The sequence below is a fragment of the Dactylosporangium sp. NPDC049525 genome (assembly GCF_040676755.1).
Lineage (GTDB): Bacteria > Actinomycetota > Actinomycetes > Mycobacteriales > Micromonosporaceae > Dactylosporangium.
In genome coordinates this window covers 17,688-41,666 of record NZ_JBFAPO010000056.1, presented here as the reverse complement: position 1 = coordinate 41,666, position 23,979 = coordinate 17,688, and the positions used below count along the sequence as shown (strand labels likewise).

The following is a 23,979-nucleotide window of genomic DNA, read 5'->3' as shown; positions in this document are numbered from 1 at the left end:
GTCACGGCGCGGCGGCCGCCCGCAGCCGGGCGACCGCGGCCGCCTCGGGTGGCATCCGCAGCCGCTCCGCGTCCCGGGCGGCGCGGTCCCAGGCGCGCAGCGCGGCGCGGGTGCGCCCCCGCAGCGCGAGGTGCCGGCCGAGCACGATCCGCGCGCGGGGACGGGCCATCGGATAGGTGCGGGCGTAACGCCACAACCGCCGCACCGCGGCACCCTCGACGGCCCGCACCGCCGCGGCCTCAACCCCACGCACGGCGGCAGGCTCGGCACGGTCACCGGCGGCGGGGCCCGGTTCGAGCAGGGTCTGGCACACCTCGGCGATGCCGGCGTGCGCCTCCAGGCCGTACTGGACCAGGGCCGGCCGGGGGCCGATGAGCCGGTCGGCGGCGCGGACCGCCTGCCACGCCTCGGCCCGGCGGCCGGCGGCGAGGTGCAGCCGGGCCGCGGCGGTGTGGAACCGGGCGGCGTCGATCCTGGACGCGGCCGGCAGCAGCCCGGACGCCTCCAGGAGCCACCCGTCGAGGGCCGGGTCGGCAGGGTCGGCGCGCAGCGTCGCCTCCATGAGCAGCAGCAGCCCCCACAGGTGCACGACCGGGTCGTGGCGGTCCCGACCGGCGGCCATCCCCTCGGCGGCCGAGGCGACCGCGTCGGTGTGCCGGCCGGTGAGGTGCTGGGCGGTGCCGGCGATCAGCAGGACCTCGTCGGCCCACCGGTGCTGCGGCGCGTTGTGCTGCTGCGGTAGGACCCGGGCGGCGGCGGTGTCGACCGCGGCCCAGTCCGCGACCCCGGTCCAGTGCAGGCCGCCGACGATGCCGACCCAGCAGGCGGTGAGCGGGTCGCTGGTCCGCTCGACCGTGGCGACGGCGACGGCGAGCTGGCGGCGGGCGACGCGGTGCAGCCCGAGGCTGCCGGCCACCATGCCGACGCCGGCCCGGGCCCGGGCGATCAGGTCCGGGTCGCCGGCGCGTTCGACGTCGTTGAGAGCGCGCAGCGACGCCGGCAGCGTCAGCCGGTGCTCGTCGAGCACCCAGTACACCTCGTTGATCGCGAAGTAGCTGGCGGCGCGCTCGGCGTACACGTCGCGGTGCCGCTCGCTGCGCGCGGGCCGAGTGCCGAAGCGCAGCGCCCGGCGGGCCAGCTGGACGGCGAGCATGCCGAGCCAGCCGGCCCTCGACGTGGGCACGGGGCTGTCCAGCGCGGCGAGGGCCAGCTCCAGCTGGTGGCGGGCGGCGCCGGCCTCGCCGACCTGCTGGTGCGCCTCGCCGAGCAGCCGGTGCCAGCGGCCGCGGTACTGCCCGGGCACGCCGGAGCGGCGCAGCGCGGCGACCAGGACGGCCTGTGCCTCGCGGAACCAGCCGCTGCGCCGGTACAGGGTCCAGACCCGCTGCAGGTGGGCGTCGAGCGCGGCCGGGTCGGCGGTGCCGGTGAACCACTCGGTGGCGGCGCGGAGGTTCGCGGCGTCCCGCGGCTGCCCGGCCGGGTCGGCGGTGAGCAGCGCGTCGTAGTGCGCGGCGTGTCGGCGCCGGGTCTCCGCCTCCTCCGCCGGGTCCTCGGCGAGCCGGCCGGCCGCGTACTGGCGCAGCAGCTCGTGCATGGCGTACCGGCCGTCAGGCCCGGCGGTGACCAGCGACTGGTCGACGAGCCCGGCGAGCAGCGGCAGGCCGGCGTCCGCGACGGCCTCGGCGGCGGCCAGGTCGAAGCCGTGCTGCACCGACAGCCGGCGCAGGGCGCGGCGCTCCTCGTCGGTGAGCAGCCGCACGGAGGCGTCGATCACGGAGCGGATGCTGCGGTGGCGGGGCTCCACGTCGGGTGCGGTGGTCTCGAGCAGCTCCAGCCCGCGGGCGAGCCGGTCGGCGATGGCGGTCGGCGCGGCGGAGCGCACCCACCGGGCGGCCAGCTCGATCGCGAGGGGCAGGCCACCGACCAGGCGGCAGATCCGGCCGGCACCCTCGAGATCGGTCTCCACGCCGGGCCGTAGCAGCCTGGCCCGCTCCTGGAACAGCTGCACGGCCTCGTACCGGGCGACGTCCGCGGGGTCGGCGCCGTCCGGCGGGTACGGCAACCCGGGCACCTCGACGAGCCACTCCACACCGAGGCCCAGCGGCCGGCGGGAGGTCACCAGCAGCTGCACGCCGGGCGCCCGGCGCAGCAGCTCGGCGAGGGGAGCCGCGGCGCCGGGCAGGTGCTCCAGGTTGTCCAGGACCAGCAGCAGCTCGCGCCCGCCGAGGTGCTCGGCGAGCAGGTCCACCGGATCGCGGGGCACGGTCAGGGAGACCCCGAACGCGCGGGCGAGGTCGGCGACCACGAGGTCGGCGGTGTCGTCGGGGCGGCCGTCGGCGCGGGTGCCGGCGAACGACACGAACACCGCGCCGTGCCGGCGGTGGTCCCGGCGGGCGCCGGCGACCTCGACGGCGAGCCGGGTCTTGCCGATGCCGCCAGGGCCGACGAGGGTCACCAGGCGGCACGCGGGGTCGTCCAGGAGAGCGTGCAGCCGGGTCAGCTCCGCCGCCCGGCCGACCAGCGCGGTCAGCGGCCGCGGCGGCGCGGGCGACGGCGAGGGCTGCGGCAGCGGCGGCTCCGCGACGGTGACGGCCCCGGCGATCTCGTCGCGCAGGGCGGCCGTCGCCGCCGACGGCGCGATCCCGAGGTCCTCGCCGAGCAGATACCGGCACGTCTCGAACTGGGCGAGGGCGGCGCCGCGCTGCCCGCCGGCGGCGAGGAACCACATGAGGGCGCGGTGCGCCTCCTCGTGCAGCCGGTCCACCTCGAGCATGCGGCGGGCGACCTCGATCCCGGCGGCCGGGTCGGCGCGGTCGCGGGCCTGCCGGGCGGCGCGGTCCAGCAGGGCGAGCATGTCGGCGCGGGCCGCGGCCCGCCGGGCGGCCACCCAGTCGTCGAACACCGCGGCGCCGGGCACGTCGAACCCGTGCAGGAACCCGCCGCCGCAGAGCTGGACGGCCGCGTGGTCCACGTCGGGGGCGGTGACGGCGCGGGCGACCTCGACCGCGTCCACCCAGGCCGGGGCGGCGAGGGCGACGGTCCGCCGGGTCACGTCGAGGTGCCCTGGCACGACCCGGCGCAGCTTGGTCAGCACGAGACGCAGGTTGGCCCGGGCGGTCGCCTCCGGCAGGTCGCTCCACAGCAGCCCGGCGAGGGCCGAGCGGGGGTGCCCGGTGCCGGTCACCGACAGGTAGATCAGCAGCGCCGTCGCCTTGACCGAGGCGAGGTCCACCAGTGGGTGCCCGCCGAGGGCGAGGTCGGCGCGGCCGAGCACGTGGACCGTGAGCCGCTGCTGATCCGTCATCGCCACCGCCGTCGTCACCGAGCACCTTAGCGCGCACTTCGCCCGGCACACGATCGGGAAACGGTCCGCACACGCTGCCCCGCCTACGGTCCGGTCGCACATCGAGGACCGAGCAGAAGGAGCCGTCATGACAGCGATCCATCCGGTACGCGGGGACCAGCCGGACGTGCAGGTCGGTGGCGCCGCCGTACACCATCTCGCCCTGCGGCACGCGGCGCGTCTCGGCGACAAGCCGGCGCTGGTCGACGCCGCCGCGGGGCGCACCATCACCTACCGGGCGCTCGCGCACGGCGTCGAGCGGGTCGCCGCCGCCCTGGCCGCCCGCGGCTTCGGCCGGGGTGACGTCCTGGCCGTGTACAGCCCGAACCAGCCGGACTACGCCCTTGCCGTGTACGGGGCGATGGCCGCCGGCGGCACCGTCACCGGCGCCGACCCGTCGCTGACCGTCGCGGAACTCGCCCGCCAGCTCGCCGACGCCGGGGCGCGGCTGCTGGTCACCGCGCCGCCGCTGCTGGGCCGGGCCACCGACGCGGCCGCCCGCGCCGGCGTCGCCGAGGTGCTGGTGTTCGGGGGCACGTTCGACGAGCTGATCGGGCACGACCACCCGCCGGCGGCGATCGTCACCGACCCGGACCGCGACATCGCCGCGCTGCCGTTCTCCAGCGGCACCACCGGCCTGCCGAAGGGGGTGGAGCTCACCCACACCGCGCTGGTCACCAACGTCCGGCAGACCATGGCGGCGCTGCCCTACGCCGAGGACGACGTCATCCTGGCGATCGCGCCGTTCTGCCACGTCATCGGCCTCAACCTGCTCCTGGCGACCGGTCTCGCGGCCGGGGCCACCGTGGTCACCCTGCCCGCCTTCGACCTCGACGCGTTCCTGCGCACGATCCAGGACCACCGGGTGACGCTCACCATCGTGGTGCCGCCGATCGTCCGGGCCCTCGCCGGGCACCCGCTCGTCGACCGGTTCGACCTGTCGTCGCTGCGCAACGTCGGCGTCGGCGCGGCACCCCTGGACGCGGCGACGGAGCAGCGCTGCGCGCAGCGGCTCGGCTGCGGCGTCAGCCAGGGGCTGGGCATGACCGAGGCCGGCGCCCTCATCGCCGTCGGCGACCCGGACGCGCCGCGGCGCGGGTCCGTCGGGCGGCTGCTGCCCAACACGGAGGCCCGCGTCGTCGACCCCGGCAGCGGCACCGACCTCGGCGCCGGCCGCACCGGCGAGCTGTGGGTCCGCGGCCCGCAGCTGATGCGCGGCTACCGCGGCCGGCCGCAGGAGACCGCCGCGACGCTCGACGCGGGCGGCTGGCTGCACACCGGCGACCTGTGCCACTTCGACGAGGACGGCCACCTGTACGTCGTCGACCGGCTCAAGGAGCTCATCAAGGCCGGTGGGTACCAGGTGCCGCCGGCGGAGCTGGAGCAGCTGCTGTGCACGCACCCGGCGGTCGCCGACGCGGCCGTGGTGCCCCGGCCCGACCCGGTCTCCGGCGAGGTGCCGGTCGCGCACGTGGTGCTGCGCTCACCGGCGAGCGCCGAGGAGCTGCTCGGGTACGTGGCGGAGCGGGTCGCGCCGTTCAAGCGCCTCGCGGCGGTCACGTTCACCTCGGTGATCCCCCGCTCGCCCACGGGCAAGCCGCTGCGCCGGGTGCTGGTCGAGGCCGAACGGGTCCCCCGGTGACCGTCCCGGGCCGTGCGCTGGGCGGCGGGCTGCGCGCCTGGGTCGTCAGCATCGCCGCGACCGCGGTGTCCGCGTACGCCCTCGATGCGACGGCGACGGCGGCCGGGGTGGCGCTGGTCGCCTCCGGCCTGCTCGGCGACCTCGGCCACCGGTGGGCCCTGGCCGTCCTGGTCGCAAGCTACGCGGTGTGGGCGTGGGGGCTGCGGGCGAACCTGCGCGCCAACCAGTCGCTGCTCACCGCGACCGGGACCAGCACGAACGTGCTGTCGAAGGCGGCGCACGACCTGGTCCGGCGGCGCACCACGAGCCCCCGCGCCGCACGGGTCGCGGCGGCCACCGGGTACGCGGCCACCGAGGTCGCCAAGGAGGTCCCGTACTACGCGGGCGCGTTCGGCGCGGCGGTGCTCACCGACTCGGTCACCGCGACCGGGGCGGTGCTGTTCCTGGCCGGGGCGAACCTCGGCGCCGCCGGCTACGAATACGGCCTCGCCCGCCTCACGAAGGTGTTCCTGCACCACCGGCAGCGCCGCCGGTACGCCTCGTTCGACACCGACTGGGACCCGGCGGCGTACCTGGACGGCTACTACCGCACGGTCGAACCGGACGAGGTCGCCACCATCGCGTTCTTCGTCGACGCGCTGCGCGGCGCCGAGCGGGACCGGCCGGTGTTGTTCTTCGGGGTCGGGCCGACGCTGCATCACGTGTTCGCGGCGGCGGAGATCGCCTCCGAGCTCCACCTCGGCGACTACCTGCCGGGGAACCTGGCGGAGATCCGGCGGTGGCTGGACCGGGACCCGGCCGCCCACGACTGGCGGCCGTTCGTCCGGCACACCCTGCGGTGCGAGGGCAACCCCGACCCGACCGACGAGGAGGTGGCCGCGCGGGAGGACCTCACCCGCAAGAAAGTGACGCACCTGGTCGAGGTCGACGCCCGGCACCCGCAGCCGGTGCTGCGGTGCTACCCGACCGTGGTCAGCGCCTACTGCGCCGACTCGGCCACCGCGGACCGGGCGACCTGGGCGCTGTTCATGCGGCACATCACCGGCCTCGTCGAGCCGGGCGGGCTGTTCGTGACCTCGGCGCTGCGCCGGTGCCGCGGCTACACCGTGGCCGGCCGGTCGTTCCCGAGCGCCGACGTCGACGAGCACGACCTGCGCTCGGTGCTGCAGCCGGACTTCACGCCGCCGTCGATCGAGGTCACCCGGGTGCCCCAGGAGGCGACGCACGGCTACGCGGGGATCGTGCTGTGCCACGCGCGGCGGCACTGACCCCCGCGTTGCCGCGCCTCAGGACGCCGTGGGCTCCGTGAGCTCACCGAGCAGCTGCCGCGCCTGGTCAGCGTGGGTGGTGTCGACCAGCACCGCGTAGTTGGCGGCCTCGATCGCGCCGACGGACGTGAAGTCGCGCCGCCCGCGGGTGCTCGCGTGCGCGATCGAGCCGAACACAGCGCCCCACAGCGCCCCGGCGATGACGGCGAACACGATGACCTTCCACCAGGCCGCGACGGCGAAGATCCCGAACAGGAACCCAAGCAGCAGCCCGAACCACGCGCCGGTCCCGGCGCCGGCCAGGGCGGCCTTTGCGGTGGTCATGCGGCCGAGGACCCGCTCCACCAGGCGGACGTCGGTGCCGACGATGGTGACCCGGTCGACCGGGAACTTCCGGTCGGACAGGTGGTCGACGGCGCGCTGCGCCGAGGCGTAGTCGGGGTAGGTGGCGACGGTGACGACCGCCCGCTCCCGCGGGGCGCCGTCGCGGCCCGGCTCCGGGAAGCGGTCCGCCTCCGGCGGGCGGTCCCAGCCCTGGGCGCGGGAGTCCGGCGCGCCCGGCCGGACGCCGGCGGTGAACGGCATCCTGCTCTGGTCGCGGGCCGTGGCGGGCCCGCTGTTGCTGGTGTTCCTCATGTCAGTGACCTCCTGAACACAGCACGTCACCTCTACTGTGTCCCCGGCCCGCTCCCCCCGCGCTCCCCCGATGCGGGTGAGCGGCCCGCGTTCAGTGCCGCCGGTCCGCCCGGCCGTGCTCGCTGAACACCCGCTGCACCTGCTCGGTCCAGAACGCGTGCGGCTCGGTGAAGCGGTACCCGAGCGTGCGGGCCTGCTGGTAGAAGCTCGACGCCGGCTCCTGGTCGCTGTGCTGGGAGGTCACGATCGCGGTCAGCGCCGGGCCGCCGGCGTCGTACTCGTCCTCGAACACCCCACCGAGCAGCTCGCTCATCAGGGGCGAGGCCGGGTCGACCCGGATCACGCGGACCTGGGCGGCGACCTCGCCGTAGGAGGTCATGCGCCGGTCATACGCGGCGCCGAGGATCGCGTGGCGGACCTCGAGCTTTGCGGTGTTCCACTGGTCTTCGCGCAGGCCGACCTGCGACGCGGTGCGCCTCATCGTGGTTCCATTCCCAACCCACCTGATGGCGGCTCGACATCGCCGGAGTCAGGCCCGACTGCTGCAGTCTGCCCTGTCCGAACCGCGACGGTAAGGGCCCGTACAGCCATTCGCCGTTCCGCCGTCACCCGGTGCCCGCCGGGCGGGAGGGGCGCCGCGGCCCGCCGCCTGCGCAACGGCGTTCCGCGCAATGCGGTTCCGCTTCGCGCGAAACAGCGGATCCGGCCCGCGACACGCCCGGCCCGACACGCCCGGCGGCGGGCGGGGTGTGACCTGGGGAACACCACAGCGGCCGGAGCGACCCCATGACGCTCGGACCCGTCGCGGTCGGCGTGCTCGTGCTGATCGCGTTCGTCGCCATCGAGCGCGGCGTGGCGCACCCGCTGCTGCCGATGCTCGCCGCCGTCATGCTGTCGGCGATGCCGCGGCCGGCCGCGCAGGCCGCCGAAGGCCACGGCGCACTGGCTCAGTGGCTCGCGGCCTCGAGGATCAGCTGCCGCGCGGACCAGACCAGGTCGGCGGTGAGGGCCCGCTTCGTGTCCGCGGGCAGGCTCCGCCAGATCCGGTGCACCACCGGTCCCTTGCCCTTGTTGCGGGCCCGCCGGTCCAGCTCCCAGACGTAGGTCCACACCAGGACCGCGTCGCGGAGGTCCCGGCGGGCCCGCACCAGGTCCCTGGCCTCCGCCTCGGTCATCGCCAGTCCCTGCGACGCGGCCAGGTGCCTGACCGCCAGGGCCTGGCTCTGCGCGAGGCCGGTGCGGTCCGGCGGGACGGCGGAGGCGCCGAGCACGACCCGGGCCCACACGACGCGGTTGTCGAACTCGACCCGTTCGACCCGGAACGACGTGGCGAAGAACGACGCGAGCAGGTTGGCGAACGGGCCGTGCGGGTCGATCGCCGCCAGCTCCTGCGGCAGCTGGGGACGGTGGTGCTCGATCCAGGCGGCGGCCGAGCTCGCCCGGGCAAGACCCTCCGCCGCGTCGGCGGACAGCAGCTGCGGGTTGTCCGCGGACTCGCGGCTCAGCCACAGCAGCAGCTCGTACGCCTTCGTCTGTAGTCGCAGCAGTTCCGCGACGTCGTCATAGCTGAGCACTGCCACCCTCCCGACCTGTCAGCGTGGGGACGCGCCGCCGTCGATGTCCAGCGTGGTGCCGGTGACGAACGCCGCCTCCGCGGAGGCCAGGTACACCGCCGCCGCGGCCACCTCGGCGACGGTCCCGCCGCGGCCCACGGGCAGCGCCGCCGCGGTCGCCTCCCGCCTGGCGGCCGTGCTGAAGGTCGCGTGGAAGTCGGTGCCGTCGATGAACCCCGGCGCGAGCGCGTTGACGGTGATGCCGTCCGGCGCCAGTTCCTTCGCCAGGCCCTTGGTGAGGCCGATGATCCCGGCCTTGGCGGCGGCGTACGCGACCGCACCGGGCCCGCCGCCGTTGTGCGCGGCGAGCGAGGCCATCGTGATGATCCGCCCGGACCCGCAGGTGCGCAGCGCCGGCAGCGCGGCCCGGACCGTGCGGAACGTCGCGGTCAGGTTGACGTCGGTCACCTTCGCGAAGTGCTCGTCGCTCATCTCGCCGACGGGGACCCGCCCGACCAGGTGCCCGGCGTTGCAGACCAGGATGTCCAGCCCGCCGAGGTGCCCGGTCGCGGCGGCGACCAGCCGGTCCACCTGGGCGGTGTCGGTCACGTCGGCCTGGACGGCGCTCGCCCGGCGGCCCAGCGCCGCGATGCGGGCGACCACGCCGGCGGCCCGGTCCCCGGAGCGGCCGTGGTGCACCACGACGTCCGCGCCGTGCTCCGCGAGGGCCACCGCGATGGCCGCGCCGATCCCGTGCCCGGCGCCGGTGACGAGTGCCCGCCGGCCCGTGAGGTCGAACATGCCGCCATCCTTTCGTCCCCGCCGGTGGGAACCGGCCGGCGTTGCTGCGATTCTCCACGGTACGGACGTCACCGGGGAGGTCGTGGTCGATGAGCAGGCTGTTGCGGATGTCGCCGGCTGGGGTGCTGCTGCTCGCGGGGTGCACCGCGGCGCCGGCGCCGGTCTCCCGGCCGTCGCCGTCCGTCTCCACCCCGACGGCCACTGGGACGGCCACTGGGACGGCCACTGGGACGGCCGCCGCGACGCGGCCGATGGCCGGGCGGGACTGCGCCAGCCGGGTCAGCGTTGGGCTCAGCGACGCGGCGTGGCGCACGGCGCCGGTCGCGGGGCCGGCCACGTTCGCGCCGCTGGACTACGCGTGGGGTGACCGGGCCGGATTCGCCGGCCGGGCGCCCGACGCGCAGGGCTGGCGCTGGTTCAAGGTGGCGATGCGGCTGCGCGGCGGCACCCCGGCGACCGTCACCATCCCGGCGGCACAACGCGACGCCGCCGCGCTCACGTACCGCAACGGCCTCGACGACACGGTCACCTTCGCCGCCTGCGGTGACGGGTCGGACCCGGCGCCGACGGTCGAGTTCGCCGGCGGGTTCGCGCTGCGCGCGGCGCTCTGCCTCACCGTCGAGGTCAGCTCGGGCGACCGCACGGACCGGGTCGTGCTCGACTTCGGCAAGGGCGGCTGCTGAGGGGCGCGGCGTCAGCCCGTGAGCAGGCGCGCGACCTGGTCGCGGCGGTGCCCGGCGGCGAGGTCGAGCAGTGGCGGGCCGGACGGGGCAGGGTCGGCGCCGGCGGCCAGCAGGGCCCGGATCAGCGAGGTCGACCCGCCCCGCAGGACGGCGTAGTGCAGCGGCGTCCACCGGGTCCGGTCGGGGGCGTTGACGTCGAGGCCGGCGGCGAGGAGCCGGTCCAGGATCCGCAGCCGGGCGGCGGCCGGGAACAGCCACGGCAGCAGGTGCGGCAGGGTCCGGCCGCGGGTGTCCACGACGTGCGGGTCTAGCCCTGCGTCCAGCAGGGCCTCGACGGCCGCCGACTCGCCGTGCATGACGTGCCGCAGCACCCCTGCCCGCAGCTGCAGCAGCGGTGTCGGCAGGCCGACGCCGGTCCGCCAGCTCTGCACCGCGGCGGCGCACCCGGCCGGGGCGCGGCCGGCGAGGGCGGTCAGGGCCCGCTCGCGGGACAGTTCCCGCGGCGGGTGCGGGGTGTGCAGGGCACCGTCGCGGACGGCGACCTCGTGCCAGTCGTCGCCGCAGCGGATCCGCACCGGCGCCGGGAGTTCCACGGCGGCGGGCATCGTCGCGGCGGCGCGGACGGGGAACAGGGCCGCGCCGACGAGCGGGTGCAGCTGCGCCGGGTCGTAGTCGCCGTCGCGCAGCTGGTCCAGCACCGCCGGCCAGTGGTGCGCGGCGTGGGGCAGCACGGGCACGCCCGGCGGCGGGCCGTTGTGGGTGGGCACGACCCGCACGCGGGGGTGCGGGTCGTCGAGGCGGTCGAGCAGTATCGCGGACCACGACGGCAGGTGCGCCATGACGACGTCGCTGCCGGTGGCCGCCGCCAGGCGCCGGGCCCGCTCGGCGAGCATGGTGAGGCCGGGACGGGCGTGCCGCAGCAGGTGTTCGGGCGCGTCGAGGGTGAAGCCGGCGACGGTCCAAGCCTCGACGATCTGGCCCGCCTTGAACAACCGCACGACCTGTTCGGTGCGCTCTTCGACGCCGGCACCGGCGCCGCCGCCGGGCAGCGGGGTGCCGTCGGCGGTGAAGAACGGCAGCCGGATCCGGCCGCCGCAGCGGGGCAGCAGGTCCGTGGTGTGCCGGTCGTCCCAGCGTTCCCGGGACAGGTGCAGGCCGCGGCCGGCCTCGTCGGCGGTGACCGGGCCGAAGCGCAGCCACAGCCGCTGCGGCTGGTCGGTGGAGGCGGGGCCGCGCACCGACAGGGCGGTCCCGCCGGGGTACAGGCTCAGCGGCGTCACCGCGCCGGCGGCGTGCAGCGGCTCGGCGGTGCCCGACAGGTGCCAGCGCAGCAGGTCGGGCACGAGGTGCGCGAGGTCGTCGGCGACCTGGTCGGCGACGGCGGCGCCGCAGGACCGGGCGACCTCGGCGAGGTCGACCTCGGCGGCGATGTTCGCGGCCTCGCACGCGCCGCGCCAGTCGCCGGCCCGGCGCCGCTCGGTGGCCAGCTCGATCATGTCGGCCGGCACGCCGTACCGCCGCACACGCCCTCCCGCAGGCTGAAGGGGACGGCCCGCACCAGTCCCGGACGATCGTGACATCTGACGTTCATCCGCGGTTGCGGCAGGGGACGACGAGCTGACTCGCCGCTATGCGGGGGTGTGCAGGTTTCGTACAGTGCCCAGTGTGAAGGGCTTCGAGGCAACCGCTCCACTGCCGGCCGGCGTCGAGATGTACACGCTGACGGCCGACGGCACGGCGCTGCTGACGTCCCGGACCGGCCGCGGCGACCTGCTCGACCCGGCCACGCTGCTGCCGTTCATCGACGACGGGCAGCACGCCCGGTACCTGATCGGTGACGCGCTGACCTCGCCGGAGCGGCCGAGCAACGCCACCTACAAGCTGGGCCTGATGCGGGGGCACAGCGCGTTCACCCCGCACGCGCACGGCGGGGAGCATTTCGTGCTGAGCCTGGGCTACGCGGCGTGCGGGCTCTACGACGAGGACCGGCAGGAGGCGGTGACGGTCCGGCTGACGCCCGGCGTCATGCTCCGCATCCCGGCGCTGCTGCCGCACTCGTTCGGCAACCGCGGCGCGGGCAGGCTGCTGATCCTCGCCGCCAACACCGGGTTCGGCATCGACCACGAGGACTACGCGATCACCGCCGAGGAGGCTGAACGGCGCGCCGTGGACGGCGCCGCCGCGCCGCCCGGCGACGATCCACTGGACTATCCGGCCCTCGCCAAGGCGCTGCGCGCCGTCGGCTCGGCGCCGTCACCGGGTGTGATGAGCTGGCGGGAACGCGCGGCGCAGGCCGCCCGGCGTCTCGCCGTGCGTCTGGAGGGAACGGCATGATCTGCCCGCACTGCACCGCCAACCTGAAGCGCAAGGAACGCCCCGGTTCGCGGTGCGGCACCTGCAAGAAGCCGTTCGTGTTCGAACCGAAGGAGAACCCGCTCGCCCTGCACGACGTAAAGGTCCGGCGGCTCACCGCGAAGCTCGCCGAGGACAACCACTGGTACACCACGACGCAGCTGTGGTACGCGGCCGCCCGCAAGACCAACAAGGCCGCCAACAGCGGCACCGCCGGGTGCGGGATCGTGGTGCCGATCATCATCGGCGTGGTCCTGATCATCGTCGGGGTCACCGGCGACACCCCGGGACTCGCCGTGGCCGGCGCGGTGCTGCTGGTCATCTGCGCGGCCATCATCGCGCTGCGGGTGGCCGGCGTCATGAAACGCGCGGTCGTGGTGAAGATGCCCCTCGACCAGTTCCGCAAGGAGATCATCGGCGGCTGGAGCCGGGTGTACGGCACCCCGCCGGGCGGCATCATCGACGAACCACACGTGCGGCCCGGGCCGCCGCCACCCCAGCCGGCGTTCGCGATCCTCAGCCCCGACCTGTCCGTGCTCGCCTGCCTGCAGGTCAACGACGTCGGGCGCTGGTTCAACGCGGCGCTCGCGGCGAAGGTCGCCGACCTGCCGCCGGCGGTCCCGGTCGCGGTGATCCACGACGCCAGCCTCGACGGTGAGCTGTTCCTGGCGACCGCCCGGCACGAGCTGCGCGGCCGGCGGGTCATCGACCTCGGGCTGCGACCCCGCTCGGTGCTCGCCGCGAAGGACCCGTTCAAGCTGCGCACGAAGGACCGGCAACCGGAGCGGATCGCCTGGCTGAAGGCCAACACCGACCTGACCCCGAAGGAGCTGGAGTGGCTCGGCGACGGCTGGTCGTCGCCGGTCGCCGCGCTGCGCCCGGCGCAGCTGCTGGCCAGGGTCAAGAAGGTCGCCGACCACCTGCGCCGCGCCGGCGGGCCCGACCCGGCCGAGCGGGCCGCCAAGGCGGTCGGCTTCATGACCTGGCCCGCGGCGTGAGCGTCGTGGACCGGGCCCTCGCCGCGGCGGTCGTGCGGGCCGGGGCGCCCGGGCGGATCCGGTTCACCCGCCGGCAGCTGTACTACGAGCTGTGCCGGGGGCTGCAGCCGCTGCACCGGCTGCCGCGCCGGGTCAGGTTCACGCTGCCCGCCCCGATCGGCCCCGAACGGTTCGGCGCGGCGCTGGAGCGGCACGGCCCGGTGCCGGGGCTGCTGCAGGACCCGGGCGCCCGGGAGCCCGCCCTCCACGACGACGTGCCGGACCTCTACGACTACGGCCTGCCCCGGCTGCTGGTCTGCCAGGACGCCGCGATCGCCGGGATGCTGCTGGCCAACGAGCTGCACATGGAGTCGGCGTGCCCCGTGTTCGCGCTGCGCGACCTGCCGCTGGACCCGCGGCTGACCGCGGCGCTGCACCGCACCGGCGACGCCGTCGTGTACGTGCTGCACGACGCCGGCCCGTCCGGCTACGCCGCCGTGGACGACGTCCGGCGTTGGGCGGGTGAGCTGCGGGTCCACCCGCTGGGGCTGCGACCGGTGCACGCCGCGGCGCTGCACCTGACCACCGGCCCACGCGAGCCGCGCACCGACCTGGCCGCCCCGGCCGGGCTGGAGCCGTGGGAGGTGCGCCGGTTGCGGGCCGGCCGGACCGTCGAGGTCGCCGCGGTCAACCCGGCCCGCCTGCTGCGCACCGTGCACCGCCTGGTCCGTGGCCAGGCCCGGACCCGCCGCAGAACCGCCCGCCTCCGCCAGCTCCAGGCCGCGGGCTTCATGACCTGGCCGGCATCATGACAGGAGTGCTGTGAGCCACTACCGGGAAGTCCAGTACACCGACGAGCTGCTCAGCGACCGCAGCGTGCACCGCCGCTTCGCCGACGGCCGCGAGGAGTGGCGGCGCCGCGCCGGTGACCACTATGTCCAGTGGCAGGACAACGCCGGACGCAGCGGCGTCGACGAGATCCTCGGCGACCGCATCATCAAACGGCAGTACAGCACCGGTCAGATCGTGTACGGCCGGGACCAGGGCTACGGGCGCACCGCGTGGGGCGACGGGACGCTGACGATCAACCGCACGTCGTTCGGCGGGCGCACCGGCGCCATCCTCGCCGCGGTCGGCGCCGGGGCGCTGCTCGGCGCGATCGTGGCGCCGCCGCTGATGATGTCGGAGTTCGAAGAGGAGGAGCTGCGCCGGCAGGCCCAGCAACAGCAGCAGAACTCCGGCGACGGCGGCGACGGCGGCGGGGACGACGGCGGCAGCAGCAGCTGGAGCGACGACGACAGCGGCGGCTCCGACGACGACTTCGGCTGATGGCTGACCCGCGACCAGTTCGACCAGGAGGTTCCTCGTGCCACGCATCGCTGCGACGTCGGGCGACCGGCCGGCGCTGACCGACCTCGGCGCCCGGCCGGTGATCGAGGCCGGCGCGGTCGCGCTCGGGTTCGTCGACGCCGAGCCGGGCTTCGCCGAGGGCCCGTTCACCGCCGGCGGCCTGCACGCGGTCGGTGAGGTCGTGCTGCACAACCGGGCCGAGCTGTTCGCGGAGCTGAGCGCCGCCGGTGCGCCCGCACCGCCCGACACACCCGACGGTGCGCTGCTGCTGCGGTTGTACGCCCGGCTGGGCGCCGCCGGGATCCGCGCCGCCGACGGCATGTTCGTCCTCGTCATCGCCGACGGCACCGACCTGGTCCTGGTGCGCGACCACGTCGGCGCCCGCACCGTCTTCCACGCCCGCGCCGCCGGCCAGTGGGCGGTGTCGACGTCGCTGCGGGCGCTGCGGCGCTGGCCGTCCCTTGCCACCGGGCTGAACCTCGCCGCGGTCCGGTCGTTCCTCACCTTCGCGTACCTGCCCGGCGAGGAGACGCTGCTGCGCGGCGTGCACGAGGTGCTGCCGGGCCGGATCGTGCGGCTGCGCGCCGACGGGACCGTCCGCGAGGAGGTGTACTGGGAGGCCACGGAGGCGGTCGACGACACCATCCCGGCCGCCGGGCACGCCGCGGCGCTGCGGGCGCTGCTGGAGCGAGCGACGAGCCTGCGGCTGCCGGCCGCGGAACCGGTCGCGGTCCTGCTGTCCGGCGGCGTGGACAGCAGCCTGGTCACCGCGCTCGCCGCGAAGCTGCACGACCAGGAGGTCCGCACGTACTCCATCAGCTTCGGTCATGAGCTGCCGAACGAACTGGCGTACTCGGGACTCGTCGCGACCCACTGCAACACCCGGCACCGGGTGCTCAGCGTGTCCGGCGAGGCCGTCGCCGCCCGGCTCGCGGACACCGTCGCGCTGCTGGACAGCCCCGTCGGCGACCCGCTGACGGTGCCGAACCTCATGCTTGCCGAGGCCGTCGCCGGCGACGGGATGCGGGTCGTGCTCAACGGCGAAGGCGGCGACCCGGTCTTCGGCGGCCCGAAGAACCTGCCGATGCTGCTGTACGAGTTGCACCGCGACGACCCGTCCCCGGACGCCCGGTCGCTGGCGTACCTGCGCTCCTACCGCAAGTGCGGCGGCGACCTGCCCACGCTGCTGACCCCGGACACCCTGCGGGCCCTGGAGGACGAACCCGGCCCGGAACGGTTCGTCGCGCCGTACCTGTCGCCGGGCACGATGCGCTCGCACCTGAACCGGCTGCTGCACTGCAACCTGCGCACCAAGGGCGCGCACCACATCCTGACGAAGGTGGAGCGGCTCACCGCCGCGCGCGGGCTGCAGGGCCGCGCCCCGCTGTTCGACCGGCAGGTCATCGACCACGCGTTCACGGTGCCGCCACAGCTGAAGCTGGCCGGTACCGACGAGAAATGGATCCTCAAGGAGGCCGTGCGGGACCTGCTCCCCGCGACCATTGTGGACCGTCCCAAGAGCGGCATGCGGGTGCCCGTGCAGCAGTGGCTGAGCGGCCCGCTGCGCGAGCTCGCCGACGACGTGCTGCTCGGCAGCCGCACCAGCGGCCTGTTTGACCCGGTGACGATCCGGGCGTGGCTACGCGGCGAGGGCACGCTGCTGCCCCGGCAGGGCGGCAAGGTGTGGCTGGTGCTGACCCTCGAACTATGGCTGCGTGCCTACGATGTGGCGTGAGCACCTTTCTTGAGCTGACCGACCCCCGCACCGGCCACGTCCGCACCCAGCTGCACGCCGGCGGCCCCGCCGAGGTGACGGCGGCGGTGACCGCGGCCCGCGCGGCGCTGCGCGGCTGGGCCGGCCTGACCGCCAAGGAGCGGTCCCACCGCCTGCTCGCACTCGTCGCACTCATGGAGCGGCAGGTCGAGGTGTACGTCCAGCGCGAGGTCGCCGGCACCGGAAAGTCCGATGTGGACGCCCGTGCGGAGGTCCTGCAGTCCGCGGACGTGCTGCGGTTCTACGCCGGTGCGGTCCGCGCCGACCTGACCCCGGCGGCGGGGCACCGGCTGCCGGGCCGGGAGAGCTGGGTGCGGTGGGAGCCGATCGGGGTCGTCGCCGCGATCGTGCCATGGAACTACCCGCTGCTGATGGCGGCGTGGCGGCTCGGCCCCGCGCTCGCCGCCGGCAACACCGTCGTGCTCAAACCGGCCCAGACGACCCCGGACACCGCGGTGCTGCTGGCCGAACACGCCGCCGAGACACTCGGCCCCGGCGTCCTCGTGGCGCTGCCCGGCGACCGCGACACCGGCCGGCTGCTCGTCGCCGCCGACGTCGACGCGGTCGCCTTCACCGGCAGCCAGGCCGGCGGTCTCGATGTCGTCGCCCGCGCCGGGCTGCGCCGGGTCAGCCTGGAGCTCGGCGGCAACTGCGCCGCGGTCGTCCTGCCCGACGCCCCCGACGACACCTACGAGCAGCTGGTCGGCGCGTGCACGTACAACGCCGGGCAGAGCTGCGCCGCGCCGGCCCGGGTCATCACGCTGCGCTCCCACCTGGACGAGACCGTCGAGCGGCTCGCCGCCGCGATGCGGGCCCGCCGCGCCGGCCCCGACTTCGGCCCGCTGAACAACCCGGATCAGGTCGCCCGCTTCGACGCGATCGTCGCGGAGTCCCGCGCCGGGGTCCGCCGCACCGGCGACGTGGCCGTCGGCGACGGTGAGACCGGCGGGTTCTGGCGGCCCGGCCTGATCCTCGCGGACCTGCCGGCGGACGACCCGGCGGTGACCCGGGAGATGTTCGGCCCGGCACTCACCGTCCAGGCCGCCGACGACCTCGACGGCCTGGTCGCCCTCGCCAACTCGGTGCCGCAGGCCCTCGCCGCAAGCGTGTGGGGCACCGCCGTCGGCCCGTCCCTGCGGATCGCGGGCGAGCTGGACTGCGGCGAGGTCTGGGTCAACTGCCACCTGGAGCAGACCGCGGAGCTCCCCCACGGCGGCCGGCGCGGCTCCGGGCACGGCACCGACCTGAGCGTCCTGGCCCTGGCGGAGTACCAGCGCCCGAAGACCGTCACGGTCCGCCTGTCCTGACCTTTCGCGCGACGAACACGTACTCCAGTCCCGGCCGGTCGGGCGCGTCGCGGACCTCGTCGACGGCGAACCCGGCTGCTTCGAGGGACCGTTCGAGCTCCGGGCGGTCCCGGAACCGCAGTGTCGAGTCCGAGTGCAGCTGGGTCCCGTCGGCGAAGGTGTACGTGTTCCGGAACGTCACGAACGGCAACGCCACTCGCGTCACCTCCCGGCGCTGCTCGACGATGCCGACCCCGGGCACGTCCCGCACGACGGGGCCCGGGTCGGCGGCCCATTCGTCCCAGGCGCGGCGCCGCGGTTGCCGGGTCTCGAACACGAAGCGACCGCCGTCGCGCAGGGCGCCGTGGATCCCGCGCAGCGTGGCCGCCCACGCGTCGTCGTCGAGGAACACCTGGGCAACGTTGCCGGTCATGGTGGCGAGGTCGGCTGGGCCGGCGGTTTCGGCGGTGTTGGCGGTGTTGGCGGTGTTGGCGGTGTTGGCGGGCAGGGTCGTGGCGTCGCCGTGGATCCAGGTGACCGCCGCCGCGCCCGGCTTGGAGCGCGCCACGTCCAGCGACGCACCGGCCGGATCGACCGCGGTCACCCGCCACCCGCGGTGCGCCAGGAGGAGCGCGAGGCAGCCCGTACCGCAGCCGACGTCGAGCACGTGCACTGCGGCGGATTCCTCGGCGAACTCCTCGGCGACGCCGAGGTAGAGGTCGAGGTCGCGGCGGTCGCCGTCGAACGCGTCGTAGACGGCCGCGAGCCGCGGATGGGCGAAGATCGCGTCGGGCACGCCGCCACCGTACCCGGCGGATGTGGCACGATCGGTGGCATGACCAGCCCGCCCGCCACCGCGCAGCACCTGCGTGACCTGGCCCGGCTGCGCCGGGTCCGGGACCGGATCGACCGGGACCACGCCCAGCCGCTCGACGTCGAGGAGCTCGCCCGCGGGGTGCACATGTCCGCCGGGCACCTCAGCCGCGAGTTCCGGGCCGCCTACGGCGAGTCACCGTACTCGTACCTGATGACCCGGCGCATCGAACGCGCGATGGCGCTGCTGCGCCGCGGCGACCTGAGCGTCACCGAGGTGTGCTTCGCCGTCGGCTGCTCGTCGCTGGGCACGTTCAGCACCCGCTTCACCGAGCTCGTCGGCATGCCGCCCAGCGCCTACCGGGCCCGCGCGGCGGGCGCGACCGCCGGCATGCCGCCGTGCGTGGCGAAACAGGTGACCAGACCGGTCCGGAATCCCGTCAGGAATCCGGACAGGAATCCGGTCAGGAATCGAGAAGCGCCCGCCGTCCAGCCGTCCGTAGCGTGACCGGCATGGACATCTCCATCCACTCGGCGTTCCTGCCGCACACCGACCCGGACGCCTCCCTCGCCTTCTACCGCGACGTGCTCGGCTTCGAGGTCCGCAACGACGTCGGCTACGACGGGCTGCGCTGGATCACCGTCGGTCCAGCCGACCAGCCCGGCACGTCACTGGTCCTGGAGCCCGTCGCGGTGCCCGGCGGCGGCAGGACCGACGACGAGTGTCGCGCCATCGCGGAGATGATGGCCAAGGGCACCTACTCCGGCGTCAACCTGGCCACCGGCGACCTCGACGCCCTGTTCGCGCGGGTGCAGGCCGGCGACGCCGAGATCGTGCAGGAGCCGATGGACCAGCCGTACGGGGTCCGCGACTGCGCCATCCGCGACCCCGCCGGCAACCTCATCCGCATCCAAGAGACACGCTGAGCCTCGGCGCTGCACCTCCCGGCCGGCCGGAAATGCGGTGCGGGCGGCGGGCGGGTCACGTACAACTGCCGGGGTGTTGAGACTCTGGGCAGCGGTGCTGGGGCGGCCGTTCGCGAAGGCCCTCGCGGTCACGAACCTGCTGACCCGGCTGTCGGCGGGCGCGGTCGCCCTCGCCATGGTCCTGCTGGTGCAGCACGAGCGCGGGTCGTTCGGCGCGGCCGGGATCGTGGCCGGCGTCTTCGCCGTCGGCGCCAGTGCCGGCGCGCCCCTCGTCGGCCGCCTCGTCGACCGGATCGGCCAGACGCCGGTGCTGCTCGCCACGGCGGCCGTGCACGGCGGGGCGCTGCTCGGGGTGGCGCTGCGCCCGTCGGCGCCGCTCGGGGTCCTCGTCGCGCTCGCCGCGGTCGCCGGCGCGGCCCGGCCGCCCGTCGCGGCGTGCATGCGCGGCATCTGGATCGCACTGCTGGGCGAGGGGCCGCAGTTGCGCGCGTCGTACCGGCTGGAGAGCGCCCTGCTCGAGGTCGGGTTCATCGCCGGTCCGGTGGTCGCCGGCGCCGTCGTCGCGCTCGGCCGGCCGGCGCTCGGGCTGATCGTCACGGCCGGGCTCGCGGTCGTGGCGACCGCCGGGTTCGCGCTGCTGCCGCCGGCCAGGGCGTGGCGCCCCCCGGCCAGGGCGGCCCGCGGCCTGCTCGGGCCGCTGCGCTCACCGGCCATCGTGTCCCTGGTCGGGTCGCGCACCGCCCTCGGGGTCGCGATCGGGGCGTTGCAGGTCGCGGCGGCCGCGTTCGCCACCGCCGGCGGCCGGGCCGGGTTCGCCGGGGTGCTGCTCGGCGGGTTCGCGGCCGGCAGCCTGCTGGGCAGCCTCACGCCGCACCTGTCGCCGGCCGGGTTCGGGCTACTGTCGGCGGCGATGTGCGTGGCCTTCGCGCCGCTGCTGCTGCCGGTCGGGCCGTGGTGGCTGGCGGCGCTGTTCGTGCTGGCCGGGACGCCGCTGGCGCCGTTGAACGCGATCGCCTACGAGCTCACCGACCGGGCCGCGCCCGCCGGGACGGGCACCGAGGCGCGGATGTGGACGGGCACGGCGACGGCGGCAGGCACCGCGCTCGGCAGCGCCCTGGCCGGCGCCGCGGTCGACGGGTCGTCGGCGCGGGCGGCCGTCGCCGTCGCGCTCGGCGGCGCGGTCGCCGCGGCGGCGATCACCCTGCTGAGCCGCCGCGCGGTCACCCTGGCCGCCGCGTCACCCCTGCCCAGCGCGTGAAGCAACGCCGCCGGCCGGACCGGCGACGGTCAGCGGCGTTGCCAGATCTCGGCGTCGCTGGTCCAGCGCAGGGTGGTCACTGCCTGCAGGACCAGGCCGCCGGCCTGGGCCGGGATGAGGTACAGCTCGTCGGCGAGGGCCCGGATGATGTGCAGGCCGCGACCGTGCTCGTCGAGGACCGAGAAGTCCAGCGCGGCGAGCTCACGCTCGGTCATCTCGGTCGCGAGGACCAGGCGCCCAGGGTCGATCACGGAACCGTCGTTGACGACGTGGATCACGCAGCGCAGGTCGCTGACGTCGATGCTGATCTCGTAGTCGTCGATGTCACGGGCGTGCTCGATGACGTTGGCGCACGCCTCGGTGAGGATCAGGCCGATGTCGTCGCGGCAGCCGGGCTCCACGCCGAGCGTCCGCAGCGCCTGGTCCAGCAGGCGCCTGGCCATCGGCACCGTCGCGGCGTCCCGCGGGAGATGCAGTGCGAGCCGCAACGCGATCGACACCGTGTCGTCGCCCCCTCTCCCTTGTCGCCGTCACCAGCGACCGTACCCTCAGCACCACCTGTTTCATGTTTGTCACACGACAAACATGCTCACCCGGTGCGGGTGAGGGTGGGTCGCGCGGATCTGGGCACGGGTCGCGGATGCGACGAACACAGTGGTTGCTGGCCCTCGCGGCCGGGTACGTCGACGGCATCTGCCTGCTGTTCCTCGGCGGCGTGTTCGGCAGCGTCGTGACCGGCAACCTGGTCGTCCTTGGCGTCTCCGCCGTCCAGCGGCTGCCGGAGACGGCGCTGCGGGGCGCGCTGTCCGTCGCCGTGTACGGCGGCACGGCCCTGCTCGCCCGCCGGATCGCGCCGAGCCGCTGCCTGGTCGGGGCGCTGCTCGCGCTGTGCACCCTGTGCGGCGGGTGGATGGTGGCGCAGCACGACCCGCGCGGCCTCACCCAGCTGCCGCTGCTCGCCCTCGCCGCCATCGCGACGGGCCTGCAGCACGCCGCCGCCCGCGACCCGATCGACCCGACCACGGCGCCGACGAGCGCCAACCTGCTGTCACTGGCGTGCATCCCGGTCGGCGCGGTGGGCGCGGCGCTGCTGCTGGAGCGGGTGCCATGGGTCGGGCCGCTACCGGCGGTGCTGCTGGTCGCCATCGCCCTCGTGGTGGGTTCGCTGGGCCGGCAGTCGGTGTCGGCGCCGCCGGCCCGGCACCGCGAACCGGCCCACCTGTGACGGTCGTACAGTTGCGCCATGGGCATGGTGCACACGGTCGGACTGGTTCTGCATCCCCGGCGCGACTCGAAGCCGGCGATCGACGCCATCATCGACTGGGCGAGGACCCGCGACGTGACGGTGCTCGGGCTGCCCGACGAGGTCGACCGCATCGACTGCACTGCCGTCGCGGTCAACGCCGACGAGCTGGTGAGCCGGGCGTCGCTCGTGGTGAGTCTCGGCGGCGACGGCACCATGCTGCGCAGCATGCGGCTGCTGTCGGGCAAGCCGACCCCGGTGCTCGGGGTCAACCTCGGCCGGCTCGGGTTCCTCGCCGAGGTAGCCGTCGACGAGCTCTCGACGGCGTTGACCGCGATCGACGCACACCGGTTCACCGTGGAACCCCGCATGGCGATCCGCACCCGGCTGCCCGACGGCACCGATGTGATCGCCTTCAACGACATCGCCCTGGTGCGGGTGCCGGGGCAGGGCCTCGCCGCGATCGGCATCTCCATGCAGGGATATCCGTTCGTGCGATACTCCGCCGACGCCCTCATCGTGGCCACGCCGACGGGGTCGACCGCCTACAGCTTCTCCGCCGGCGGCCCGATCGTGTCGCCGAACGTCGAGGGCATCCTGGTCGTGCCGGCGGCGGCGCACTCGGCGTTCAACCGGGCGCTGGTGCTGTCCCCCGACGAGGACCTCGACCTGGAGCTGCTGCCGTCCAGCGGCCGCCTCGTCATGGAGGTCGACGGCGTCCTGAGCGCCGAGCTGAAGCCCGGCGACATGCTGACCGTGTCGGCGGCACCCGCCGCGGCGAAGGTGGTGCGCCTCGGCTACACCACCTTCTACGAGCGGGCCCGCCGCAAGCTCCAGGTCAACGGCAGCCTCGAGGTGGAGGACGCCTGACCGGCTGCAGATGCCTTACCGGGCTGCAGATGCCTTACCGGGCTGCAGATGTTCGAACAGGTGGCTCAGCCGAAGGCGACGTGACCGAGCCAGTGCCGAAGCAGCGCCTCGTCGCCGGTCACGGGGAGGCCGTCGGGGGTGCGGCGGCGGTACACCAGCAGCAACAGCTCCCGAAGCGGTGCACGGACGGCGACCGCGGCCGGCCCAGCGCCGCGCCGCCAGGTGTTGACGTCTCCGGTCAGGTCGACGAACCAGCCAGTGCCGGGCCCTTCCGGCACTGCGTCCTCTTCCGGCACCTCGTCCTCTTCCGGCAGATCGTCGGCGAATAGCGCGACGGTCCGGCCGGGTCCGAGGATGGCCTTCTTCGCGGGGTCGAGGTCGAAGTGGATCGGATGCGCGTCCAGCTCCATCCACTCATCGAGGGCATCGACGGCGACGTCCGTGGCAACCTCGAACGGCGTCGCGGCAGCCAGGGTCGCGTCGGCGCGGTGCATGAGAGTCTCGTGGGCGAAGCGGCGCGCCCAGAACGGCATGCCACCCTCGTTGAACGGCGTCCACACGGACTCGTCGGGGCCGGCGTCGGCCAGGGCGGCGGCGAGCTCGTGCGCACCGTCGAGGAGCCACCCGGCCGGGACCGGCCCGGTGTCGTCGCCGGCGACGTCGCGGACGATGTCGTCGGGCAGAAACCCGGTCGCCCTGGTCCGGACGATCTCAGCAGCCCACCGATGCCCGCCGCCGATGTGCCGCAGCAGCGCGCCGAGCGTCCAGCCCGGGCAGGACGGCACGGGCGCCCGCAGGTCCGCGGCGGCAGGCAGGCCGGACACGAGCAGCTCGGTCTGCGCGACGATCCAGGTACGGTGATGCTCGAAACACATGACGCCTCATCTCGCAGCGTAGTTGGACAGCTACGACACCAGAGATCAATTTCCAGTACTGGTGTACGGTGCTGTAAGCGGTCAACCGGCACGGACGTCCGGACCGGTAACGCCGTCACGAACCAGTGGCCGAGTGACGCCGCCACAACCCAGTCGGAGCCACGACGCGCTCCTCGACATCGCCCGCCCGGGCGTTCCTGGCGATCGGCGCCCGGGCGTTCCTGGCGATCGGCGCCCGGGCGTTCCTGGCGATCGTCGCCCGCACGTCGCTGGACGTCGGCGGCCGGGAGTTCGCGGGCGGCGACGCTCGGACGTTCCCCGGAGATCG

At 75.1% G+C, this 23,979-nt stretch carries 23 protein-coding genes; 14 read left to right on the top strand and 9 right to left on the bottom strand.

All coding sequences use genetic code 11. The annotated features are described in order from the left end of the window. Position 1: 1 nt before the first annotated feature. Entirely contained in the window at positions 2–3,322 is a 3,321-nt protein-coding gene (locus AB0K00_RS45820; RefSeq protein ID WP_363535409.1) for a BTAD domain-containing putative transcriptional regulator, read from the bottom strand. Between the two features lie 109 nt (positions 3,323–3,431). On the opposite strand from AB0K00_RS45820, the gene AB0K00_RS45815 reads away from it, so the two are divergent. Both AB0K00_RS45815 and gntF read left to right on the top strand, forming a co-directional pair. Beyond that, the gene (locus AB0K00_RS45815) at positions 3,432–4,985 is read left to right on the top strand and encodes an AMP-binding protein (RefSeq protein WP_363535406.1); all 1,554 of its coding nucleotides are present in this window, start codon (positions 3,432–3,434) and stop codon (positions 4,983–4,985) included. Then, positions 4,982–6,253 (top strand): guanitoxin biosynthesis pre-guanitoxin forming N-methyltransferase GntF, encoded by a 1,272-nt coding sequence (gene gntF, locus AB0K00_RS45810; RefSeq protein WP_363535402.1) that lies wholly within the window; start codon positions 4,982–4,984, stop codon positions 6,251–6,253. The genes AB0K00_RS45815 and gntF overlap by 4 nt, the downstream gene beginning before the upstream one ends. An 18-nt stretch (positions 6,254–6,271) precedes the next feature. On the opposite strand, the gene AB0K00_RS45805 is transcribed toward gntF, so the two are convergent. From AB0K00_RS45805 to AB0K00_RS45790, 4 genes are all read right to left on the bottom strand, one after another. Further along, positions 6,272–6,889, bottom strand: a complete 618-nt coding sequence (locus tag AB0K00_RS45805) for a general stress protein (RefSeq protein ID WP_363535399.1) — start codon at positions 6,887–6,889, stop codon at positions 6,272–6,274. A 91-nt stretch (positions 6,890–6,980) separates the two neighbouring features. After that, positions 6,981–7,370, bottom strand: coding sequence for a hypothetical protein (locus tag AB0K00_RS45800; protein WP_363535396.1), 390 nt, complete (start codon positions 7,368–7,370; stop codon positions 6,981–6,983). 466 nt (positions 7,371–7,836) lie between these two features. After that, the gene (locus tag AB0K00_RS45795; RefSeq protein WP_363535393.1) at positions 7,837–8,469 is read right to left on the bottom strand and encodes a hypothetical protein; all 633 of its coding nucleotides are present in this window, start codon (positions 8,467–8,469) and stop codon (positions 7,837–7,839) included. 12 nt (positions 8,470–8,481) lie between these two features. Beyond that, complete coding sequence (locus AB0K00_RS45790; protein ID WP_363535390.1) at positions 8,482–9,243, bottom strand: SDR family NAD(P)-dependent oxidoreductase; 762 nt, start codon at positions 9,241–9,243, stop codon at positions 8,482–8,484. An 89-nt stretch (positions 9,244–9,332) separates the two neighbouring features. Here AB0K00_RS45790 and AB0K00_RS45785 point away from each other — a divergent pair, with 89 nt between their 5' ends. Further along, positions 9,333–9,926 carry a hypothetical protein gene (locus AB0K00_RS45785; RefSeq protein ID WP_363535387.1) on the top strand — a complete coding sequence of 198 codons (594 nt, stop codon included), beginning with the start codon at positions 9,333–9,335 and terminating at the stop codon, positions 9,924–9,926. A gap of 11 nt (positions 9,927–9,937) precedes the next feature. Here AB0K00_RS45785 and AB0K00_RS45780 read toward each other — a convergent pair whose 3' ends face one another. After that, a complete protein-coding gene (locus AB0K00_RS45780; RefSeq protein WP_363535384.1) occupies positions 9,938–11,449 on the bottom strand; it encodes an ankyrin repeat domain-containing protein in 1,512 nt (503 codons plus the stop codon). Positions 11,450–11,591: 142 nt separating this feature from the next. On the opposite strand from AB0K00_RS45780, the gene AB0K00_RS45775 reads away from it, so the two are divergent. The 6 genes from AB0K00_RS45775 to AB0K00_RS45750 all read left to right on the top strand — a co-directional run bounded on the left by AB0K00_RS45775 (position 11,592) and on the right by AB0K00_RS45750 (position 17,686). Next, the gene (locus AB0K00_RS45775) at positions 11,592–12,260 is read left to right on the top strand and encodes a hypothetical protein (protein WP_363535381.1); all 669 of its coding nucleotides are present in this window, start codon (positions 11,592–11,594) and stop codon (positions 12,258–12,260) included. Between the two features lie 77 nt (positions 12,261–12,337). Continuing rightward, positions 12,338–13,276, top strand: a complete 939-nt coding sequence (locus tag AB0K00_RS45770; protein WP_363535378.1) for a hypothetical protein — start codon at positions 12,338–12,340, stop codon at positions 13,274–13,276. Continuing rightward, positions 13,273–14,067 carry a hypothetical protein gene (locus AB0K00_RS45765; RefSeq protein WP_363535375.1) on the top strand — a complete coding sequence of 265 codons (795 nt, stop codon included), beginning with the start codon at positions 13,273–13,275 and terminating at the stop codon, positions 14,065–14,067. The genes AB0K00_RS45770 and AB0K00_RS45765 overlap by 4 nt, the downstream gene beginning before the upstream one ends. Before the next feature lie 10 nt (positions 14,068–14,077). Then, positions 14,078–14,584: a hypothetical protein gene (locus AB0K00_RS45760; RefSeq protein WP_363535372.1), complete on the top strand. Its 507-nt coding sequence runs from the start codon at positions 14,078–14,080 to the stop codon at positions 14,582–14,584. Between the two features lie 37 nt (positions 14,585–14,621). Further along, positions 14,622–16,340: an asparagine synthase-related protein gene (locus AB0K00_RS45755; protein WP_363535369.1), complete on the top strand. Its 1,719-nt coding sequence runs from the start codon at positions 14,622–14,624 to the stop codon at positions 16,338–16,340. Beyond that, positions 16,337–17,686, top strand: a complete 1,350-nt coding sequence (locus AB0K00_RS45750) for an aldehyde dehydrogenase family protein (RefSeq protein WP_363535368.1) — start codon at positions 16,337–16,339, stop codon at positions 17,684–17,686. The genes AB0K00_RS45755 and AB0K00_RS45750 overlap by 4 nt, the downstream gene beginning before the upstream one ends. Here the strand turns inward: AB0K00_RS45750 and AB0K00_RS45745 are convergent. After that, the gene (locus AB0K00_RS45745) at positions 17,667–18,461 is read right to left on the bottom strand and encodes a class I SAM-dependent methyltransferase (RefSeq protein ID WP_363535366.1); all 795 of its coding nucleotides are present in this window, start codon (positions 18,459–18,461) and stop codon (positions 17,667–17,669) included. The genes AB0K00_RS45750 and AB0K00_RS45745 overlap by 20 nt on opposite strands. A gap of 39 nt (positions 18,462–18,500) precedes the next feature. On the opposite strand from AB0K00_RS45745, the gene AB0K00_RS45740 reads away from it, so the two are divergent. The 3 genes from AB0K00_RS45740 to AB0K00_RS45730 all read left to right on the top strand — a co-directional run bounded on the left by AB0K00_RS45740 (position 18,501) and on the right by AB0K00_RS45730 (position 20,663). After that, positions 18,501–18,986, top strand: a complete 486-nt coding sequence (locus AB0K00_RS45740; protein WP_363535363.1) for a helix-turn-helix transcriptional regulator — start codon at positions 18,501–18,503, stop codon at positions 18,984–18,986. A 5-nt stretch (positions 18,987–18,991) separates the two neighbouring features. Beyond that, positions 18,992–19,405 carry a VOC family protein gene (locus AB0K00_RS45735; RefSeq protein WP_363535360.1) on the top strand — a complete coding sequence of 138 codons (414 nt, stop codon included), beginning with the start codon at positions 18,992–18,994 and terminating at the stop codon, positions 19,403–19,405. Positions 19,406–19,478: 73 nt separating this feature from the next. Next, positions 19,479–20,663: an MFS transporter gene (locus AB0K00_RS45730; protein ID WP_363535357.1), complete on the top strand. Its 1,185-nt coding sequence runs from the start codon at positions 19,479–19,481 to the stop codon at positions 20,661–20,663. Positions 20,664–20,692: 29 nt separating this feature from the next. Here AB0K00_RS45730 and AB0K00_RS45725 read toward each other — a convergent pair whose 3' ends face one another. Then, positions 20,693–21,163: an ATP-binding protein gene (locus tag AB0K00_RS45725; protein ID WP_363535355.1), complete on the bottom strand. Its 471-nt coding sequence runs from the start codon at positions 21,161–21,163 to the stop codon at positions 20,693–20,695. Between the two features lie 140 nt (positions 21,164–21,303). Here AB0K00_RS45725 and AB0K00_RS45720 point away from each other — a divergent pair, with 140 nt between their 5' ends. Together AB0K00_RS45720 and AB0K00_RS45715 are read left to right on the top strand one after the other, a co-directional pair. Then, the gene (locus AB0K00_RS45720) at positions 21,304–21,888 is read left to right on the top strand and encodes a YoaK family protein (RefSeq protein WP_363535352.1); all 585 of its coding nucleotides are present in this window, start codon (positions 21,304–21,306) and stop codon (positions 21,886–21,888) included. 18 nt (positions 21,889–21,906) lie between these two features. Continuing rightward, positions 21,907–22,776, top strand: a complete 870-nt coding sequence (locus AB0K00_RS45715; RefSeq protein WP_363535349.1) for an NAD(+)/NADH kinase — start codon at positions 21,907–21,909, stop codon at positions 22,774–22,776. Positions 22,777–22,841: 65 nt separating this feature from the next. On the opposite strand, the gene AB0K00_RS45710 is transcribed toward AB0K00_RS45715, so the two are convergent. Beyond that, positions 22,842–23,651: a maleylpyruvate isomerase N-terminal domain-containing protein gene (locus tag AB0K00_RS45710; protein WP_363535346.1), complete on the bottom strand. Its 810-nt coding sequence runs from the start codon at positions 23,649–23,651 to the stop codon at positions 22,842–22,844. Positions 23,652–23,979: the final 328 nt, after the last annotated feature.

Excerpts from the sequence above, each read along its gene's own strand:
- AB0K00_RS45815 (WP_363535406.1), top strand. The coding sequence starts at position 3,432 with ATGACAGCGATCCATCCGGTACGCGGGGACCAGCCGGACGTGCAGGTC.
- AB0K00_RS45740 (WP_363535363.1), top strand. The coding sequence starts at position 18,501 with ATGACCAGCCCGCCCGCCACCGCGCAGCACCTGCGTGACCTGGCCCGG.
- AB0K00_RS45805 (WP_363535399.1), bottom strand. The coding sequence starts at position 6,889 with ATGAGGAACACCAGCAACAGCGGGCCCGCCACGGCCCGCGACCAGAGC.
- AB0K00_RS45715 (WP_363535349.1), top strand. The coding sequence starts at position 21,907 with ATGGGCATGGTGCACACGGTCGGACTGGTTCTGCATCCCCGGCGCGAC.
- AB0K00_RS45785 (WP_363535387.1), top strand. The coding sequence starts at position 9,333 with ATGAGCAGGCTGTTGCGGATGTCGCCGGCTGGGGTGCTGCTGCTCGCG.
- AB0K00_RS45720 (WP_363535352.1), top strand. The coding sequence starts at position 21,304 with ATGCGACGAACACAGTGGTTGCTGGCCCTCGCGGCCGGGTACGTCGAC.
- AB0K00_RS45800 (WP_363535396.1), bottom strand. The coding sequence starts at position 7,370 with ATGAGGCGCACCGCGTCGCAGGTCGGCCTGCGCGAAGACCAGTGGAAC.
- AB0K00_RS45735 (WP_363535360.1), top strand. The coding sequence starts at position 18,992 with ATGGACATCTCCATCCACTCGGCGTTCCTGCCGCACACCGACCCGGAC.
- AB0K00_RS45790 (WP_363535390.1), bottom strand. The coding sequence starts at position 9,243 with ATGTTCGACCTCACGGGCCGGCGGGCACTCGTCACCGGCGCCGGGCAC.
- AB0K00_RS45710 (WP_363535346.1), bottom strand. The coding sequence starts at position 23,651 with ATGTGTTTCGAGCATCACCGTACCTGGATCGTCGCGCAGACCGAGCTG.